At 63.0% G+C, this 18425-nt stretch carries 13 protein-coding genes and 1 pseudogene; 9 read left to right on the plus strand and 5 right to left on the minus strand.

The window, feature by feature from the left end; translation table 11 throughout:
- Window positions 1-33: 33 nt before the first annotated feature.
- The 4 genes and pseudogenes from ACU8HS_RS14430 (at window position 34) to ACU8HS_RS14445 (ending at window position 8469) form a co-directional block, all read left to right on the plus strand.
- A complete protein-coding gene (locus ACU8HS_RS14430) occupies window positions 34-1224 on the plus strand; it encodes an efflux RND transporter periplasmic adaptor subunit (RefSeq protein ID WP_112704684.1) in 1191 nt (396 codons plus the stop codon).
- Window positions 1225-1344: 120 nt separating this feature from the next.
- Window positions 1345-4542 (plus strand): efflux RND transporter permease subunit, encoded by a 3198-nt coding sequence (locus tag ACU8HS_RS14435; protein ID WP_112704683.1) that lies wholly within the window; start codon window positions 1345-1347, stop codon window positions 4540-4542.
- A 200-nt stretch (window positions 4543-4742) separates the two neighbouring features.
- Complete coding sequence (locus ACU8HS_RS14440; RefSeq protein WP_112704682.1) at window positions 4743-6527, plus strand: IlvD/Edd family dehydratase; 1785 nt, start codon at window positions 4743-4745, stop codon at window positions 6525-6527.
- A gap of 131 nt (window positions 6528-6658) precedes the next feature.
- Window positions 6659-8469, plus strand: a pseudogene (locus ACU8HS_RS14445) (putative bifunctional diguanylate cyclase/phosphodiesterase).
- Window positions 8470-8591: 122 nt separating this feature from the next.
- Here ACU8HS_RS14445 and ACU8HS_RS14450 read toward each other — a convergent pair.
- Window positions 8592-8792, minus strand: coding sequence for a KTSC domain-containing protein (locus ACU8HS_RS14450; RefSeq protein WP_051942244.1), 201 nt, complete (start codon window positions 8790-8792; stop codon window positions 8592-8594).
- A 268-nt stretch (window positions 8793-9060) separates the two neighbouring features.
- Between ACU8HS_RS14450 and ACU8HS_RS14455 the strand changes: the two genes are divergently transcribed.
- Entirely contained in the window at window positions 9061-9594 is a 534-nt protein-coding gene (locus ACU8HS_RS14455) for a hypothetical protein (protein ID WP_447014613.1), read from the plus strand.
- On the opposite strand, the gene ACU8HS_RS14460 is transcribed toward ACU8HS_RS14455, so the two are convergent.
- Together ACU8HS_RS14460 and ACU8HS_RS14465 are read right to left on the minus strand one after the other, a co-directional pair.
- Complete coding sequence (locus ACU8HS_RS14460) at window positions 9595-10434, minus strand: DUF6030 family protein (RefSeq protein ID WP_113413548.1); 840 nt, start codon at window positions 10432-10434, stop codon at window positions 9595-9597. It lies immediately after the preceding gene.
- A 128-nt stretch (window positions 10435-10562) separates the two neighbouring features.
- The gene (locus ACU8HS_RS14465) at window positions 10563-10772 is read right to left on the minus strand and encodes a KTSC domain-containing protein (protein WP_112705967.1); all 210 of its coding nucleotides are present in this window, start codon (window positions 10770-10772) and stop codon (window positions 10563-10565) included.
- Between the two features lie 261 nt (window positions 10773-11033).
- Here ACU8HS_RS14465 and ACU8HS_RS14470 point away from each other — a divergent pair, with 261 nt between their 5' ends.
- A complete protein-coding gene (locus tag ACU8HS_RS14470; protein ID WP_447014614.1) occupies window positions 11034-11372 on the plus strand; it encodes a hypothetical protein in 339 nt (112 codons plus the stop codon).
- 268 nt (window positions 11373-11640) lie between these two features.
- Entirely contained in the window at window positions 11641-12489 is an 849-nt protein-coding gene (locus ACU8HS_RS14475; RefSeq protein WP_447014615.1) for a GNAT family N-acetyltransferase, read from the plus strand.
- Here ACU8HS_RS14475 and ACU8HS_RS14480 read toward each other — a convergent pair.
- Window positions 12486-13403 carry a DMT family transporter gene (locus ACU8HS_RS14480; RefSeq protein ID WP_112562851.1) on the minus strand — a complete coding sequence of 306 codons (918 nt, stop codon included), beginning with the start codon at window positions 13401-13403 and terminating at the stop codon, window positions 12486-12488. The two genes, ACU8HS_RS14475 and ACU8HS_RS14480, sit on opposite strands and share 4 nt — an antisense overlap.
- 187 nt (window positions 13404-13590) lie before the next feature.
- On the opposite strand from ACU8HS_RS14480, the gene ACU8HS_RS14485 reads away from it, so the two are divergent.
- A complete protein-coding gene (locus ACU8HS_RS14485; RefSeq protein ID WP_112705964.1) occupies window positions 13591-14889 on the plus strand; it encodes an adenylosuccinate synthase in 1299 nt (432 codons plus the stop codon).
- A 60-nt stretch (window positions 14890-14949) separates the two neighbouring features.
- Window positions 14950-17322: a hypothetical protein gene (locus ACU8HS_RS14490; RefSeq protein WP_447014616.1), complete on the plus strand. Its 2373-nt coding sequence runs from the start codon at window positions 14950-14952 to the stop codon at window positions 17320-17322.
- A gap of 82 nt (window positions 17323-17404) precedes the next feature.
- On the opposite strand, the gene rpoH is transcribed toward ACU8HS_RS14490, so the two are convergent.
- Window positions 17405-18313 (minus strand): RNA polymerase sigma factor RpoH, encoded by a 909-nt coding sequence (rpoH, locus tag ACU8HS_RS14495; protein WP_037104500.1) that lies wholly within the window; start codon window positions 18311-18313, stop codon window positions 17405-17407.
- Window positions 18314-18425 lie beyond the last annotated feature (112 nt).

Raw genomic sequence — 18425 nt, forward strand, 5'->3', positions numbered from 1 at the left:
TTTACGGCCGTTTGGGCCGCAAGGAGAGTACCAATGACGTCCAAAAATAAGCGCTGGGCCCTTGTGGGCGCCGGCCTAGGCCTCGCTGCGTCCGTTTCGGCTGCGGCCATCTTTTTCGAACTGCCGATGAGCGCAACTGCCACGGCTGCCTCCGAACCTGCGCAGCCTCCGGCCGTGCCGGTGACAGTTGCCGTCGTCGCCAGCCGCGACGTGACGAACTGGGAGAATTTCTCCGGTCGCCTGGAAGCCATCGACCGCGTGCAGATCCGCCCCCGCGTCGGCGGCGCCATCCAGTCGGTGCATTTCCGTGAAGGCGCGCTGGTGAAGCAGGGCGACCTGCTCTTCTCCATCGATCCGGCTCCCTATCAGGCGGCTGTTTCTCAGGCGCAGGGCCAGGTCGCTTCGGCCGAAGCCAAGGTCAGCCTGGCGCAGACCGAACTCGACCGCGGCCGCCGTCTCTCGGACAACCGGACGATTTCGCAGAGCGATCTCGACCAGCGCCAGAGCACGTTGGCCGAAGCCCAGGCGAGCCTGCGTTCGGCACAGGCAGCCCTGCAGTCCGCTCAGCTCGATCTCGACTATACGCAGGTGCGTGCTCCGGTTTCCGGCCGCATCGGCAAGATCGAGGTGACGGTCGGCAACATTGTCGCGGCCGGTTCGGCCTCGCCGGAACTGACGACGCTGGTCTCCGTCGATCCGATCTACGCAAGCTTCAACGCAAGCGAAGAAATGGTCACGAAGGCGCTTTCGCAGCTTCCGGCAACCGACGCGGCACTGCCGGCTGTCGAGCAGATCCCGGTCGAGATCGGCACGCTCGCCGACGACGGCACGCCGATCAAGGGCAAGCTGCAGCTCGTCGATAACGAGGTGGATGCTGCCAGCGGCACGATTGCGGTGCGGGCGGTCTTCGACAATCCCGGCGGCAAGCTGATCCCCGGCCAGTTCGTGCGCGTGCGCATGGGCCAGCCGAAGGCCGAGAACAAGATCGTCATCAGCGACCGCGCCGTCGGCACCGACCAGGACAAAAAGTTCGTCTTCGTCGTCGACGATGAGAACAAGGTCAACTACCGGCAGATCCAGCTCGGTTCCCTGTTCGACGGCCAGCGCGTGGTCGAAGGCGGCCTGAACGTCGGCGACAAGATCGTCGTCAACGGTCTGCAGCGCATCCGTCCGGGCGCGGTGGTCGCACCGCAGATGGAAGAGAAGGTCGCGACCGCTCAGTAAAATCCAGCCTCCTTCCCTCGGGCGGGAGGCCGCCAACCCGACATGAAATGACCTGCCGGCAGGCCCTCGGGCAGCCGGAGAGGACTTTGCATCCATGTTCACCCCGGAGAGGGCTTTAAAATGAACATATCCAGATTCTTTGTCGACCGCCCGGTCTTTGCCGGTGTTCTTTCGGTCCTCATCGTGGTCGCCGGCCTGATCGGCCTCCGGGCGCTGCCGATCTCGGAATATCCCGAGGTCGTGCCGCCGTCGATCGTCGTGCGCGCCACCTATCCCGGCGCAAACCCGACCGTCATTGCCGAAACGGTGGCGACGCCGCTCGAAGAGCAGATCAACGGCGTCGAGGGCATGCTCTACATGTCCAGCCAGGCGACGTCGGACGGCGTTCTCAACGTCACCGTCACCTTCAAGCTCGGCACCGATCCGGACAAGGCCCAGCAGCTCGTGCAGAACCGCGTGTCGCAGGCCGAGCCGCGCCTGCCGGCGGAAGTGCGTGCGCTCGGCATCACCACGGTCAAGAGCTCGCCGGACTTCATCATGGTCGTCAACCTCGTCTCCGACGGGGAGAGCCATGACATCACCTATCTGCGCAACTATGCGACCTTGAACGTCAAGGACCGGCTCGCCCGCATCGCCGGCGTCGGCCAGGTGCAGGTTTTCGGTGCCGGCGACTATTCGATGCGCGTGTGGATCGATCCGCAGAAGGCTGCCGAGCACAATCTTGCCGCCAGCGACATCAGCAATGCGATCAGCTCGCAGAACGTCCAGGCTGCAGCCGGCATCATCGGTGCCTCTCCCAGCCAGCCGGGCGTCGATCTTCAGCTCAACGTGAACGCCCAGGGCCGTCTGCGCACACCGGAGGAGTTCGGCAACATCATCGTCAAGACGGGCGCCAACGGCGAGATCACCCGCCTGCGCGACGTTGCCCGGATCGAGCTCGGTGCGGCCGACTATACGCTGCGCTCGCTGCTCGACGGCAAGCCGGCGGTCGCCGTCGCCGTCCTCCAGGCGCCGGGCTCGAACGCGATCGAGATCGCCGACAATGTCCGCGCCACCATGGACGACCTGCAGCAGGCCATGCCGACAGGCGTGAAATACGAGATCGTCTACGATACGACGAAGTTCGTGCGCGCCTCGATCGAGAAGGTCATCGACACGCTGCTTGAAGCCATCGCGCTCGTCGTTCTCGTCGTCATCCTGTTCCTGCAGACATGGCGTGCTTCGATCATCCCGCTGATCGCCGTGCCGGTATCCATCATCGGCACGTTCGCGGTCATGTATGTCTTCGGCTTCTCGATCAACGCGCTCAGCCTTTTCGGCCTTGTTCTGGCGATCGGTATCGTCGTGGATGACGCGATCGTCGTCGTCGAAAACGTCGAACGCAACATCGAGGCCGGGCTCAGCCCGCGCCAGGCGACCTACAAGGCCATGAAGGAAGTGTCCGGACCGATCATCGCGATCGCGCTGGTGCTTGTCGCGGTCTTCGTGCCGCTCGCCTTCATCTCCGGCCTGTCGGGCCAGTTCTACCGCCAGTTCGCCCTGACGATCGCCATCTCGACGGTGATCTCGGCCTTCAACTCGCTGACGCTGTCGCCGGCGCTTGCCGCTCTTCTGCTGAAGGGCCATCACGCGCCGAAGGACTGGCTGACGCGGTTCATGGACGCGATCTTCGGCTGGTTCTTCCGCGGCTTCAACCGCGTCTTCGGTGCCGGCTCGAACTATTACGGCAAGGGTGTGGGCGGTCTCGTATCGCGCAAGAGCATCGTCATGGTGATCTACCTTGTGCTGGTCGGCGCGACATACAATATCTTCAATACGGTTCCCGGCGGCTTCGTGCCGTCGCAGGACAAGCAGTATCTGATCGGCTTTGCCCAGCTGCCGGATGCCGCCAGCCTCGACCGTACGGAAGACGTCATCAAGCGCATGACCGACATCGCCCTGAAGCAGCCGGGCGTTGCCAACGCGATCGCCTTCCCCGGCCTGTCGATCAACGGCTTCACCAACTCGTCGAATGCCGGCATCGTCTTCGTGACGCTGAAGGATTTCGAGGAGCGCAAGACGCCTGATCTTTCGGGCGGGGCGATCGCCATGGCCCTGAACCAGAAGTTCGGCGCCATCCAGGATGCCTTCATCGCCATGTTCCCGCCGCCGCCGGTCAACGGTCTCGGCACGACGGGCGGTTTCAAGCTGCAGATCGAGGACCGTGCGGGCCTGGGCAACCAGGCGCTCGACGAAGCCACCAAGGCCGTGCTTGCCAAGGCCTATCAGACGCCTGAACTGGCCGGCCTGTTCTCCAGCTTCCAGATCAACGTGCCGCAGCTCTATGCCGATCTCGACCGCGCCAAGGCCGAGCAGCTCGGGGTTTCCGTCACGGACGTCTTCCAGACGCTGCAGATCTATCTCGGCTCGCTCTATGTGAACGACTTCAACGCTTTCGGCCGCACCTACAGCGTCCGTGTGCAGGCCGATGCCAAGTTCCGCGCCCAGCCGGAAGATATCGGCCAGTTGAAGGTTCGCTCGGCATCCGGCCAGATGATCCCGCTCGCGGCTCTCCTGAAGGTGGATGCCAGCACCGGTCCGGAACGTGCGAACCGTTACAACGGCTTCCTGGCTGCCGATATCAACGGCGGTCCGGCTCCGGGCTTCTCCTCCGGCCAGGCCCAGGCGGCGATCGAGAAGATCCTGCATGAGACGCTGCCGGCCGGCATCGACTTCGAGTGGACGGACCTGACCTACCAGCAGATCCTGGCCGGCAACTCCAGCGTCGTCGTCTTCCCGCTGGCCCTGCTGCTCGTCTTCCTGGTACTTGCCGCCCAGTACGAGAGCCTGACGCTGCCGCTGGCGATCATCATGATCGTGCCGATGGGTGTTCTGGCCGCCTTGACCGGCGTCTGGCTCACCGGTGGAGACAACAACATCTTCACGCAGATCGGCCTCGTCGTCCTTGTCGGCCTATCGGCCAAGAACGCGATCCTGATCGTGGAATTTGCCCGCGAACTGGAGTTCGAAGGCAGGACGCCGCGTGAAGCCGCGATCGAGGCCAGCCGCCTGCGCCTGCGCCCGATCCTGATGACCTCGATGGCCTTCATCATGGGCGTCGTGCCGCTCGTCACCTCGACGGGTGCGGGTGCCGAAATGCGCGCCGCCATGGGTATCGCCGTCTTTTCGGGCATGATCGGCGTCACCTTCTTCGGCATCTTCATGACGCCGGTATTCTACGTGCTCCTGCGCCGGATGACGGGCAACCGTCCGCTCATCCAGCACAACGACAACCATCCGCAGGACGAGGACGACCATATGAAGGTCGCTGCGGAGTAATCTCTCCTTTGTCGGGTAAATCGGGCGGGGACTTCGGTCCTCGCCCGTTTCGTTTTCGGGCATGCGACAAAAATGCGTTACGTTCATCAAAACGGTTGCATGCTGATGCGAGGGGGTTATCAAAGGCAGGCAACAGTTCGGGAGGGCCGGGTGATGCACGCATCGAAAGACGGCAGGAATGCCCGGCCGGGAGGACGAAAATGACCGACAGCAAGACCGCCAAGCGCCGCCTGCGTTCGCAGGACTGGTTCGACAATCCCGATCATATCGACATGACGGCCCTCTATCTGGAGCGCTTCATGAACTATGGCGTGACGCCGGAGGAGCTGCGGTCCGGCAAGCCGATCATCGGCATTGCCCAGAGCGGCAGCGACCTGACGCCCTGCAACCGCGTCCATATCGAACTGGCCAAGCGCGTGCGCGACGGCATCCGCGACGCGGGCGGTATCCCGATCGAATTTCCGACCCATCCGATCTTCGAGAATTGCAAGCGCCCGACGGCGGCCCTCGACCGCAATCTTGCCTATCTCGGTCTCGTTGAAATCCTCTACGGCTATCCGCTTGACGGCGTCGTGCTGACGACCGGCTGCGACAAGACCACGCCGTCTGCGATCATGGCGGCCTCGACGGTCGATATTCCCGCAATCGTCCTGTCGGGCGGGCCGATGCTCGACGGCTGGCATGAAGGAAAACTCGCCGGCTCCGGCATGGCGATCTGGCAGTCGCGGCGGAAGCTTGCGGCAGGCGAGATCGACGAAGAGGAATTCCTGCAGACGGCGCTCGATTCGGCCCCTTCCGTCGGCCATTGCAACACGATGGGCACGGCCTCGACGATGAATGCGCTCGCCGAGGCGCTCGGCCTGTCGCTGACGGGCTGCGGCAATATTCCGGCCGCCTATCGCGAGCGCGGCCAGATGGCCTATCGCACCGGCCGTCGCGCCGTGGAGATCGTGCTCGAAGACCTGAAGCCGTCGGATATCTTGACGCGCGAGGCCTTCCTCAATGCCATCAAGACCAATTCGGCGATTGGCGGCTCGACCAACGCCCAGCCGCATCTTGCCGCCATGGCGAAACATGCCGGCGTCGAGCTGTATCCGGAAGACTGGCAGGTGCATGGTTTCGACATTCCGCTGCTCGCCAATGTGCAGCCGGCGGGCGCCTATCTCGGCGAGAAGTTCCACCGTGCCGGCGGCACGCCTGCCGTCATGTGGGAATTGCTGCAGGCCGGCAAGCTCAACGGCGACTGTCGCACCGTCACCGGCAAGACCATGCGGGAAAACCTCAAAGGGCGTGAAGCACGCGACCGCGACGTCATCAGGCCCTATGACGAGCCTCTGAAGGAGCGTGCGGGCTTCCTCGTTCTGAAGGGCAATCTCTTCGATTTCGCCATCATGAAGATGAGCGTCGTGTCGGAGGATTTCCGCAAGCGCTACCTGCAGGAGCCGGGCCGCGAAGGCGTGTTCGAAGGCAAGGCCGTCGTGTTCGACGGTTCGGAAGATTATCACAAGCGCATCAACGATCCGCAGCTCGGTATCGACGAAAACACGATCCTCGCCATCCGCGGCGCCGGCCCGCTCGGCTGGCCGGGCTCGGCAGAAGTCGTCAACATGCAGCCGCCGGACCACATCCTGAAGCGCGGCATCAACAGCCTGCCGACGATCGGCGACGGGCGCCAGTCCGGCACGTCGGACAGTCCTTCGATCCTCAATGCCTCGCCGGAAAGTGCAGCCGGCGGCGGGCTTGCGTGGCTGAGGACCGGCGACATCATCCGCATCGACTTCAACAAGGGCCGCTGTGACATGCTGGTCGACGAGGCCGAGATCGAACGGCGCAAGGCCGAGGGAATCCCGCCGGTGCCCGCCGATGCGACGCCGTGGCAGCGCATCTACCGCAAGACGGTGACGCAGCTTTCCGACGGTGCGGTCATCGAAGGGGCAGCCGATTTCCGGCAGATCGCCAGCAATCCGCCAAGGCACAATCATTGATTGAAGCGTTTGTTCGGCAAAAGAATACTGAGCGAAAAGGAGGCAGTCGTAACGAACAGTTCACCTAGTAACTAGTTCGGTACTTGCGAAAAGGCTTCATTAATGAGGGCTTGCGACTATATTATCAGTTTTTGCAGGCTTCCAAGGCTGAGACCAATTGCCCGAGAATAAACCAACGCGATCAGAGCAGGAGTTCCAGGATCTTCTTCGGCGACTGGAGCTGGCGCTTGATGCTTCGCAGATTGGTGTGTGGGAGCATAGTATCAACAAGGATGCTATTCTCTGGGATGCGCAGATGCACCGCCTGTACAGTACCGGCCAGACGGATCGGGAAGTGCCGACCTGGGTGTGGACGAATGCCATTCATCCCGAGGACCGGGAACGGGCCGAGCAGGATTTCGAGCGGGCGATCTCTGAACGCGGCGCCTACAATTCCCAGTTCCGCATCATTCTGCCGAGCGGGGAGATCCGGCATCTGCGCTCACGCGCGCATTTCTATGTCGACGAGGAGGGAACGCCGTCCTTCATCGGCGCCGAATGGGACGTGACCTCCGACGTGCTGCTCAATGCCGAGCTCGGCAAGCAGAAGATGATGGCGGAAGCCCGCGCGCTGGCACTCGAAGAAAGCAATGCGCGGATCGAGCATGTCGCCAATCACGATTACCTGACCGGCATGCCGAACCGGCGCCTGCTCGACAGGCGGCTTGCGGAGCTGCTGGCGGACAAGAGCGTATCGACGCTTGCGGTCCTGCATCTCGATCTCGACCAGTTCAAGCAGATCAACGACAGCCACGGGCACGCTGCCGGCGATGCCGTGTTGCGCGCGGCATCCCTCAGAATCCTGGCGGCCATTCCCCCCGATGGCATGGCCGCCCGTGTCGGCGGCGACGATTTCGTCATCGTTCTGGTCAATTTCGCCGGCCTCGACGCGTTGACCGCGATCGTCGAGGACGTGCAGCGGCGGCTACGCAAGAAAATCCGCTTCGGGCAGGAGATGCTGCAGTCCGGCGCCTCGATCGGCGTTTCCTGGAGCAACGACAAACGGGCGCGCAATCTGCTCGCCGAATCCGATCTGGCGCTCTACCAGGCAAAAAAGCTCGGCCGCAACCGTATCGAATTCTTCAGCCGGCAGCTTCAGGACGACCTGCGCGGCAAGCGTCGCCTGGCCGAGGATCTGGCCCAGGCGCTGGAACAGGGCGAGATCATTCCCCACTACCAGGTGCAGCTCGACGCGCGCAGCCGCGAGATCACCGGGCTGGAGGCGCTGGCGCGCTGGAACCATCCGGAAAAGGGCCTGCTTGCGCCGGGCGTTTTCCTGCGCGTTGCGGATGAGTACGGGCTTTCGGCCGATATCGATGCTGCGATATTGCAGCGCGCGCTCGAGGATCGCCTTGCTTGGCAGGCTGCGGGCTGCAAGGTGCCGCGCATCGCCGTGAACATCTCGCCCGGGCGTCTTGCCGATCCCGCGCTGCTGGACAAGCTGCGCCGGCTGGCCATCCCGCCGGGCGCCATCGTCTTCGAGCTGGTCGAAACGATCTTCCTCGATGATTGCGACGAGAAATTCCTCGCCAATATCGACCTCATCAAGCAGATGGGCATCGATATCGAGATCGATGATTTCGGTTCCGGCCACGCCTCGCTGATCGGCCTTGTGCGCCTGAAACCGAAGCGGCTGAAGATCGACCGCCAGCTCGTTACCGATGTTGTGGAATCGGCCGAGCAGAGGCGCGTGGTCGGATCGATCGTCGAGATCGCCAAGGCGCTCGATGTCGAGGTGATTGCCGAGGGGGTGGAGACCGAGGCGCATGCGGTCACGCTGTCACGGCTCGGCTGCGACAGCCTGCAAGGTTTTGCCCTCGGCTATCCTTCCAGTGCGGCCGATACGGGAAGCCTGCTTGCAGCGACCGGCCACGACGACAAATCGCGAAGCGTTGCCGGCTGAGATTTGCAGCTGAGATCGAGTGGATGGTCGGAGGGTTGCGGTTTTGCCGGTCCAGCCGGTGAACGGCCCGGGCTGGTTCCGGGTGCGCCGACACGGCACGCCTTGGGTGCGTGCCGTATTTTTCAGGTCGTGCGGAAGCGGCCCCGGATCTGGCTCATGTAGAAATCGCCAGGCGAAGCTGCTGCGGTCAGTCCGACGACGATGCCTTCCGGGACGTCCTCGTAATGCCGGCGTTGGCCGTTGGTCAGATAGAGCGTGAGGTGTCGGGTCTCGCGCTTGTAGTCGATCGCTTCAATGAGTTTGGACTGCAGTCTAGTTTCCATGCGGTACTCCCCGATGTGTTTCGCGCGAGAGAGGTGGCTGCTGGATCCGACGAGCGGTTCAAGACAGCCCCAAAGCTAATCTCTGGTCGATTCAAGTCAAGGATCGAAAGCGCTGAGCCGCACCTATTTTGAGTTAAATGCGTCTGAAGTTTGACGCGCTAAATTAGCTCGGAAGGATTAGGAGGATTGCGCACGCCCTGGGGTGGAAACATGCTCCTCCAGCGCGTGTTCGAAGACGTTTGCGTCCAGCCTTCAAACGGGGATGACCTTGCGGGTGATTGCAGAACTGCTCCTCCTTGCCGGCCGCGTCTGTTGTGCGTTCGCGGCCGTTATTGGCGCGATGGCTCTCGCCTCCTATCTCGTCGCCTCTCCGGTCGATGCGACGCCGCGGATGGATGCGGAAAGCGGGGCGATCTGGACCTCCGTGCCGGTTCATGTCGATCCGGGCCACCAGCCCTATGAGCGCGTGCCCGATAGCTATCCCTTCAAGTTTTCGGCGGGACGGTCCCTGACGGTCATCGACAACGCGACCTTTTCCCTCGACGGCAACACTTTCGTCCTTGCCGGTGTCCCGCGCATCGCTCCGCGGGCGCTCTGTGTGGATGCGAACGGGCGGCGTCTCGCCTGCGGTCAGAATGCGGCAGGGGCCTTGCGGACAGTCTTGCGCCGCGGCCTCATCGCGTGCCGCCGCAAGGCGTTGGCGCCGAAACTGTTCATGGTCAGCTGCCTGCGGGACGGTCAGGATCTTGCAGGACTGCTCAAGGGAGTGCCGCGGCCGCAGCTCTTTGCCGGCGCGCGGTAGTTACACGCGCCGCCAGAAGATGAGTTCCGGCACCAGCCAGGAGGGGTCGGGCGCGGGCAGCCAGGTCTTCGGGGAAAAGTAGTCCTTGGTGCGGCGCTGCTGGGCGGAGGTCTCCTGAAGCAGGAGCGTGAAGTTGAAGGCGCCCGGCCGCGAATATTCCTGGGTGAAGTTGATGAGGGCGCCGAAGCCTTCCTCCTTCACATCCTTCAGATTGCGGATCGCCGCCAGCGCCTCGTGGAAATCCAGCCAGGCCGGCTGCGTCAGCATGGTTTCGAAGATGCGCAATATGCCCGGGTCGAGCTGTCCGTTGCCGTCGGTCGCGGGGCCGACGAGCTTCACGCGCATGCTGGTGATCGTGCCCCTGCCATTGCCGCGCACGACGAGGAAGAGCGAGCTGGCGATATGCTCCTTCTCCTTCTTGTAGATATGTTCGTAGGAGCATTCGTACGTATCGGAATTGAAGGCCGTTTCCGTCCATTCGCTGGTTTCGACGCCAGCAGAGCGCAGCGCCTCGCACATGACCGGTCCGGAAATCCGCCATGTGCGCAGGAAGACGCTCGCGAGTGCGGGCTGCGGCGGGTCGAACATGCGCGGCGCGATCTTGATGCTGACCGGCTCGGTGCGGCGGAAAACCCTGGGCGGCGGCGGAGGCGGGGGCGCTGCGGGCGGGAAAAGCTCTATGCCGAAAGAGTGGGCGAGCGACTTCAGGTGCCGCATGTCATTCGACAGCAGCACCGTTGCGCCAACGATCGAGACGGACAGAACAATCAGCAGCCACATGACGGCGCGGCCCTTTTTCGGCTGCGGCGCCAGTTTCATGTTCTGATCGGACGATGGCATCGTCAGTTCGCGAGACCTCGGACAATTGAAGTCATCATTTATAAGGCTCGCGCCGATGTGGCAATCGATCTCGGTCCGGGGGCGGCGCGATCGCTTTCAAGTCGCGCCGGCAAAGCTTTCGAAATGCGTCAGGCCGCGATGCGCCGGTAACGCTTTCTGATCCGGTCGATATAATACTGGCCCGGCGAGGGCGCCGTCACCATGGTGCTGACGTCGTCGGCCGGCACGCCCTCGAACAGGCGCTCCTCGCCGTTGCGGAAGCAGATGCGCAGGCGCCCGTCTTCCTGGCTGAAATAGACGTTCTGGATGATCCTGGATTTGACGGGAACTTCGTGCATCGTTTTTGGCCCTGTTTCGTTTTGAGGCAGCTTAAAAGTAAGGATGCGAAGATACCGTCAAGGCGTATGGTAAAGATTGTTTTCTACCTGGACAGCGACAGTCTAAAAAACCGCGTTTCAATAAAATTGTAGGGATCGGCTTAAAAGGCCTGCAAATAGCGGCATGTAGAGTGAGCCTCATGAAAGCGGCGGGCATGGACAGATGCGACCGGCGCTGCGGCCAGGTAAAAACAGCCGGCCGGCTGGAAACGGGGACTTTCGATGAGCAGACTTCTTCTTGTCGCCGCACTCGCAATTGCGGCATCGGGCGCAAGCCAGCCGGCTTTCGCTTTCGGCCCGGGCGGCTTTGGCCGCGATCTCATGTATACGTCGGCCATCGGCCACCTGCCCGAGGAGCCGCTGACGACGAGCGCCGGTTTCGTTCGCCCGAACGTGCCCTTGGCCCTGCAAGCGCCGGTCCAGGCCGAAGGCGAGGGCTATCGGCTCAAGGCCTATTCGCAGCAGCTGACTATCGTCGTCGGCTTTGTCTTCGACAGGGTTGTCAATCAGGCGGCCGAGACCATCAGCGCTGCCGAAGCATTGGGGCCGTTTCTGCGCTAAGGCTTCAATACCTGACAGTTTCGTCTTTCGATTTGCGCCCGCCGGAAGGATCCTGCGGGCGTAGTAATTTTCTTGAGATTGCAATTACATTGTTTCATGCTAAGGCGAGATCGAAGTTCTTTTGCATTGCATTTCAAAACGACGACACGCATCGTTCAAGCCGTGAACGCAAGTTCATCATCACCGGTCTGAGCGCAGGGACAATCGACTTGGCGATTGCTTGGCGCATCAGAAAATGGACTTGCGGGTTTCAATCTGGGAAGGTTGCATGAATTCGGAATTTGCCGTTCGTTCCATGCGGCCCGGCGAACTGGAGCTTGCGCTGGAATGGGCACGTCAGGAGGGCTGGAATCCCGGCCTCGACGATGCGATCGCATTCCACGAAGCCGATCCTTCCGGATTTTTCGTCGGCGCCATCGGCGAGGTGCCGGTCGGCTCCATCTCGGTCGTCAAATATGGCGACAATTTCGCCTTTCTCGGTCTTTATATCGTACATCCCGATTTCCGCGGGCGGGGTTTCGGCAAGGCAATCTGGAATGCCGGTATCGCATCGGCGGGGGAACGCACGATCGGCCTCGATGGCGTTGCCGCCCAGCAGGCAGCCTACCGCAAGGCCGGTTTCGAGGTTGCCTACAACACGATCCGTTATGGCGGCGTGCCGACATCGGTGCCGCAATCGTCACTCGTCGCGCAGCCGGTTCCGGATGCGCGGCTCGAGGGCCTGCTGCGCTACGACAACGGTATTTTCCCGCAGCCCCGGGCAGCTTTCCTGGCCGCCTGGTGCACGGCGCGCAAGGGGCGCAGTTCGCTTGTCGTGCGCAAGAGCGGCAAGATCCGCGGCTACGGCACGATCCGCCGCTGTTACGAGGGCTTTAAGATCGGCCCGCTTTTTGCCGGCGACGCAGACAGTGCGGCCGCCCTTCTGGCCGGTCTCATTCCACAGGCGCACGGCGCGTCGATCTATATCGATATCCCGGCCGGAAATGGCGAAGCGATTGCGCTTGCCGAAGGCATCGGGCTCGAACCCGTCATGGAAACCGCGCGCATGTATCGCGGTCCGGCTCCGGAAATCCCGCTGAAGAACGTCTATGGCGTGACGACGCTGGAACTCGGTTAGTCGACGGGCGAAGCCGGCACGGTGGGCGCCGCCGCCTTCGGGCGGCCGGTTTCGGCGATGGCGATGCCGCCGAGCGTCAGCACGAGCGCAATCATGTGGAAAAGCTGCAGCGTTTCGCCGAGCAATGCCACGGAAAGCAGCGTGCCGAAAACGGGAACGAGATTGATGAACAGGCCGGCGCGGTTGGCGCCGATTTCCTCGACGCCCCTGATATACAGTATCTGTGCCAGCAGAGAGGCGAAAATTGCCGTGTAGACGGCGATCGCCCAGCCTTCGCCGTCAGGCCATTGCGCCGTCCCGCGGGAGGCTTCCCACAACAGCAGGGGCAGGGCGGTCAGGGCGGCACCAAGCGCCGGGATTGCCATCAGCGTGCGCCAGTCGACGACGGGTTTCCAGCGCAGGAAGATCGTATAGACGGAATAGGCGGCAACGGCGATCAGCATCAGGCCGTCGCCACGGTTGAGGCTCAACTGCAGCAGCGTTTCGAGATCGCCATGGGCAGCCGTCAGGCCGACGCCGACAAGCGTCATGCCGAAGCCGATCACCTGGGCCAGCGAAACGCCGGTGCGGAAGAAGACGAAATTCAGGAGGAAGATCAGCATGGGAATGCCGGCCTGCTCGATCGCGACATTGATTGCCGTCGTGTATTGCACGGCCGAATAGAGCATGGCGTTGAAGGTCGTGTAGCCGATCACGCCGTAGAAGAAGAGCAGGGGCAGGTTCTTGCGCACCACCGGCCAGTCCTTCTTCAACTGCGGCAGCGAGACGGCGGCGATCAGCACGAGCGCCAGAAACCAGCGAAGGAAAGTCAGCATCATCGGGCTGACATGGCCGAGCGCCAGCTTGCCGGCGACGGCATTGCCGCCCCAGCAGAGCGTCGCAATGACGAGGCAGATATAGGCTGTGGCTTGCAAGGGGCTCTTTCCGTGCATGTCGTCTCTGGCGGGCTTTTATGATCGGGCTTAGCCTGCCGGCGGCTGATTTGTCACGTAAAAAGCCGAATCTGCTGTGACAACAGGGTCGCTTTCCCAAAAACAAAGCTTTATAGATGCGCGGGTTTGAGCAGGTGTGCGGTTCTCCGCCGGTAACAGGAAGAGTTAGATGACGAACGTGGTCGTGGTCGGTTCGCAGTGGGGTGACGAAGGCAAGGGCAAGATTGTCGATTGGCTTTCGGAACGTGCTGACATCGTTGTGCGCTATCAGGGCGGACACAATGCCGGCCATACGCTCGTCATCGACGGCACGAGCTACAAGCTCTCGCTGCTCCCTTCCGGCGTCGTGCGCCCCGGCAAGATGGCCGTCATCGGCAACGGCGTCGTCGTCGACCCGCATGCGCTGATCGCCGAGATCGGCCGGCTGGAGGCGCAGGGCGTGAAGGTGACGCCGGAAAACCTGCGCATCGCCGACAACGCGACCCTCATCCTGTCCCTGCACCGCGAACTCGATGCCTATCGCGAAGACGCGGCCTCCAACAGCGGCACCAAGATCGGCACGACGCGGCGCGGCATCGGCCCGGCCTATGAAGACAAGGTCGGCCGTCGCGCCATCCGCGTCATGGATCTTGCGGACCTCGAAGCCCTGCCGGGCAAGGTCGACCGCATCCTGACCCACCACAACGCGCTTCGCCGCGGCCTCGGCGTTGCCGAAGTCAGCCATCAGGCGATCATGGACGAACTGACCTCGATCGCCGATCGGGTTCTGCCGTTCCGCGATACGGTCTGGCTGTTCCTCGACAAGCAGCGCCGCAAGGGCGCCCGCATCCTGTTCGAAGGCGCGCAGGGCAGCCTGCTCGATATCGATCACGGCACCTATCCCTTCGTGACCTCGTCCAACACGGTGGCCGGCCAGGCCGCGGCCGGTTCGGGCATGGGGCCGGGTTCGCTCGGCTATATTCTCGGCATCACCAAGGCCTATACGACGCGAGTCGGCGAAGGTCCGTTCCCGACCGAGCTGATGGACGAAATCGGTCAGTTCCTCGGTGAGAAGGGCCATGAATTCGGCACGGTGACGGGTCGCAAGCGTCGCTGCGGCTGGTTCGACGCAGCCCTCGTGCGCCAGTCGGTCGCCACGAACGGCATCAGCGGCATTGCGCTGACCAAGCTCGATGTGCTTGACGGCCTCGACGAACTGAAGATCTGCGTCGGCTATACGCTCGACGGCGAACAGATCGACCATCTTCCGGCAAGCCAGGCAGCGCAAGCTCGGGTCGAGCCGATCTACGTCACGCTGGAAGGCTGGAAGGAATCGACGGTCGGCGCTCGCAGCTGGGCGGATCTGCCGGCGCAGGCGATCAAATATGTTCGCCAGGTCGAAGAGCTTATCGGCGCGCCCGTTGCGCTTCTTTCCACCAGCCCTGAGCGTGACGACACCATACTTGTGACCGATCCGTTTGAGGATTAATGTCGCGGGTCACTTAAGGCGACCGTTCGGGAGTGTGCCGGACTTCTTGAGAAAGTACTGATGGCGGATTTTATTGCAGTTATTCGGCGGGCAGTCGACGGCCTGTCTGAAAATACCCCCGAGATGCGGGTGAAGGTCTACGAGCGTGCGCGCGGCGCAGTGCAGCGGCAGCTCGAGAACATGAAGCCGCGTCCGCCGGAAGCCATGCTGCAACGCCAGCTTGAAAAGCTTGAGGCCGCAATCCGCGAAGTCGAGGCCGAGCATTCGGAAGCCATGCCTGTCGAAGAGGCTGTCGCAGCCGTTCCGGAGCCCGAAGCCTATCAGGAGCCGGCGCCCGAACACGAAGCCGAACCGGAGCCCGGGCAGGCGGCCTCTGTTGCCGAGGCGCCTGCCGACGAAAGCGATGACCGGCAGGACGCGGAGCCTGTCTACGAGCAGGCTGCCGAGCCGGAAGAGGTCGTCCAGGCGGCTGCTCCCGCCGAAGAGGCCGTGCCCGAGCACGCCGGATGGCATCCCTCTCATGAGGAGGAGGCGCCGGCAGAGGAATGGCGCGCGCCGGAGGAGGCTCAGGATCATGCAGAGCCCGAGCACCTTCATGAACCGGCGGAGGAATATTTCCGCGAAGAGCCGCGTCCCGAAGAGGTCGCTGCCGAGCCGGTAGCCGAAACCGCCGGCGAGGTGGAGGAAGAGGTTCACCAGCCGGCGCCGCGCGGCCTGGACCGCGCGTCCAATCGGCTTGTCGAGCCGATGGCCGATTTCGAACCGCAATCGCAGCCGCAGACCAACGACTTCATCGAGCACACGCGCGAGGAACCGATTGCGGTGGATGCGGCAGCGCATTTCGATCGCATGTGGTCCGAGCCGGCTGCCGAAACGCCGGCTCCCATACCGCAGGAAGCCGAGACCGAGTGGGCGCGCGAAGAGCTCCAATCCTTTGCCGAGGCTACGCCTGCCGTTCCCGCCGATGCTTCGGCACGCGCTTTCGACGAGGTCTCGACACTCGGAAACGGTGCTTCGCCGGCCGCCATGCCGGCTGCCAAGGAAAACTTCTCCTGGGAAGCGGCCGCCTTCGACGACCTGCCGCCGATCGAGGCTGGCACGGACAAGAAGACGCCCGTTTCCGCGCATTTCGACGACGTCGATATCTTTGCGGAAGTGCATGCCGGCAACGGCTCCAGTTCGGCGGCTCCCGCACCGGCCGCAGCCCCCGGCGAAGGCTGGCGCGAGGCGCGTGCGCTGCGTGGTTACGACCGCCGCAACGCTGCAGCCGACGACGACGACAGCAATCCGCCGATGGATCTGGACCAGATCGTCGCTTCCAAGATGCAGGGCAAGAGCTTCCGCATGGAGCCCAAGCGCCGCCGCTTCGGTATCGGCACGATCCTGGCGGTGCTCGTGACGCTCGGCATTCTTGGCGGCGGCGCCTATGCCGGCTGGACGAACCGCGAAGCGGTAATGGCAATGGTCGACGGTCTCGTCAGCTCGGCGCCGTCGCAGGCGGCGCGTGACGACGCGGCCACGCCGGGGGCAACGTCTCCGGCGCAGCAGAACGGCACATCCGCAACACCCCGGGCGACGGATGAGGGGGCTGCGACGCCGCCGGCGCGAGCCAACCAGGAAGTCGCCTCGCTCGACGGTTCGGCCGCCAATACCAAGTTCACCCAGCGGCTGCTTGCCGATGGCACCGAAGTCGATAGCGGACCTGCGGCCGTGCCGGGCACGCCGACGGCGGAAGGCAAGTCGGTCGCCGAGCAGAATGTCGCTGCCGCCGATACCAGCGCGCCGAGCGTGCAGTCCGACGCTGCGCCGGCCGAAAACCTGACGCCGAACGGCGCTGTCGCAGCGCCCGCCGCACAGAGCACGCCTGTCGGCGCCACCGAAAAGATGTTCCTCTACGAGGAGCGGATCGGTGAAAGTTCGCCCACGGCAATCGAGGGGGCCGTCGTCTGGACCGTGCAGCACGAAGCCGGACAGGACGGCCGTCAGGAAGCCACCGTGCAGGGCAATGTCACCGTGCCGGAGCGCAACCTTTCGGCACTGCTGACCTTCAAGCGCAATTCCGATCCGTCGCTGCCGGCAAGCCATCTGGTCGAGATCGTCTTCTCGGTTCCGCCGAATTTCGAAGGCGGCAGCATCGACAGCGTCCAGCGCATTTCGATGAAGCGCACCGAGCAGGATCGCGGCGATCCGCTGATTGCGGTTCCGGCCAAGATCACCGACGATTTCCACATGATCGCGCTCAACGACTATCCGGATGCGCGCAAGGCCAATCTGGACCTTCTTGCCACCCGCGACTGGATCGACATTCCGATCACCTATCGCAACGGCCGCCGGGCGCTCTTGACCATGCAGAAGGGCGCCACTGGCGGGAATGCCTTCAACACGGCGATCAAGGAATGGACGGCGCTCGGAGATCTCTCGACCAGCCAGTGAGGTCGAAGATCCCTGAAAAGCCGGGCAAAACAAAAGGCGGGCCGCAAAGACCCGCCTTTTTCATGTCGTTACTGCGGCCGGCTTATGCTGTGGCTTCGACCACACGCACGGCCTTGGCGCGCTCCAGCGCTTCCTTGCGGACCGCGTCCTGCACCTTTTCGAAGGCGCGGACCTCGATCTGGCGGACACGCTCGCGGCTGATGTCGAATTCGGCCGAAAGGTCTTCCAGCGTCACCGGATCTTCGGCAAGGCGACGAGCCTCGAAGATGCGGCGTTCGCGGTCGTTCAGCACGCTCATGGCCTTCGACAGCATGCGGCGGCGGGTATCGAGCTCATCCTGCTCGATCAGCACGTCTTCCTGGCTGTCGTGGTCGTCCACGAGCCAATCCTGCCATTGGCCGCTGTCGCCTTCGGAGGCCTTGATCGGGGCGTTCAGCGATGCGTCGCCGGAAAGGCGACGGTTCATCGAAACGACCTCCTCCTCGGAGACGTTCAGCTTGGTGGCGATCTCGGTCACATGCTCCGGCTTCAGGTCGCCGTCGTCGATAGCCTGGATACGGCCCTTGAGGCGGCGCAGGTTGAAGAACAGGCGCTTCTGGTTGGCGGTCGTGCCCATCTTCACCAGAGACCACGAACGCAGGATATATTCCTGGATCGAGGCCTTGATCCACCACATGGCGTAGGTTGCAAGGCGGAAACCGCGTTCCGGATCGAACTTCTTGACGGCCTGCATCAGGCCGACGTTACCTTCGGATACGACTTCGCCGATCGGCAGGCCGTAGCCGCGATAGCCCATGGCGATCTTCGCGACGAGGCGAAGGTGGCTGGTGACGAGCCTGTGGGCGGCGTCGCGATCGCCGTGCTCGGAGTAACGCTTGGCGAGCATGTACTCTTCCTGCGGCTCCAGCATCGGGAATTTGCGGATTTCGTCGAGGTAACGATTGAGACCGGCTTCGCCGGCGGTAATGGACGGCAAGTTATTTCGGGCCATAATGCACCCTCCTTATATGGACTCCGGTTCCCGATGGAACGCGCCCTCGCGTTAAAGGCAAACCGGGACATGCGGCTCTCTCCAAGCCCGCAATAGGTCCATTTACAGATAA

Source organism: Rhizobium sp. KDH_Rht_773_N, assembly GCF_052946295.1.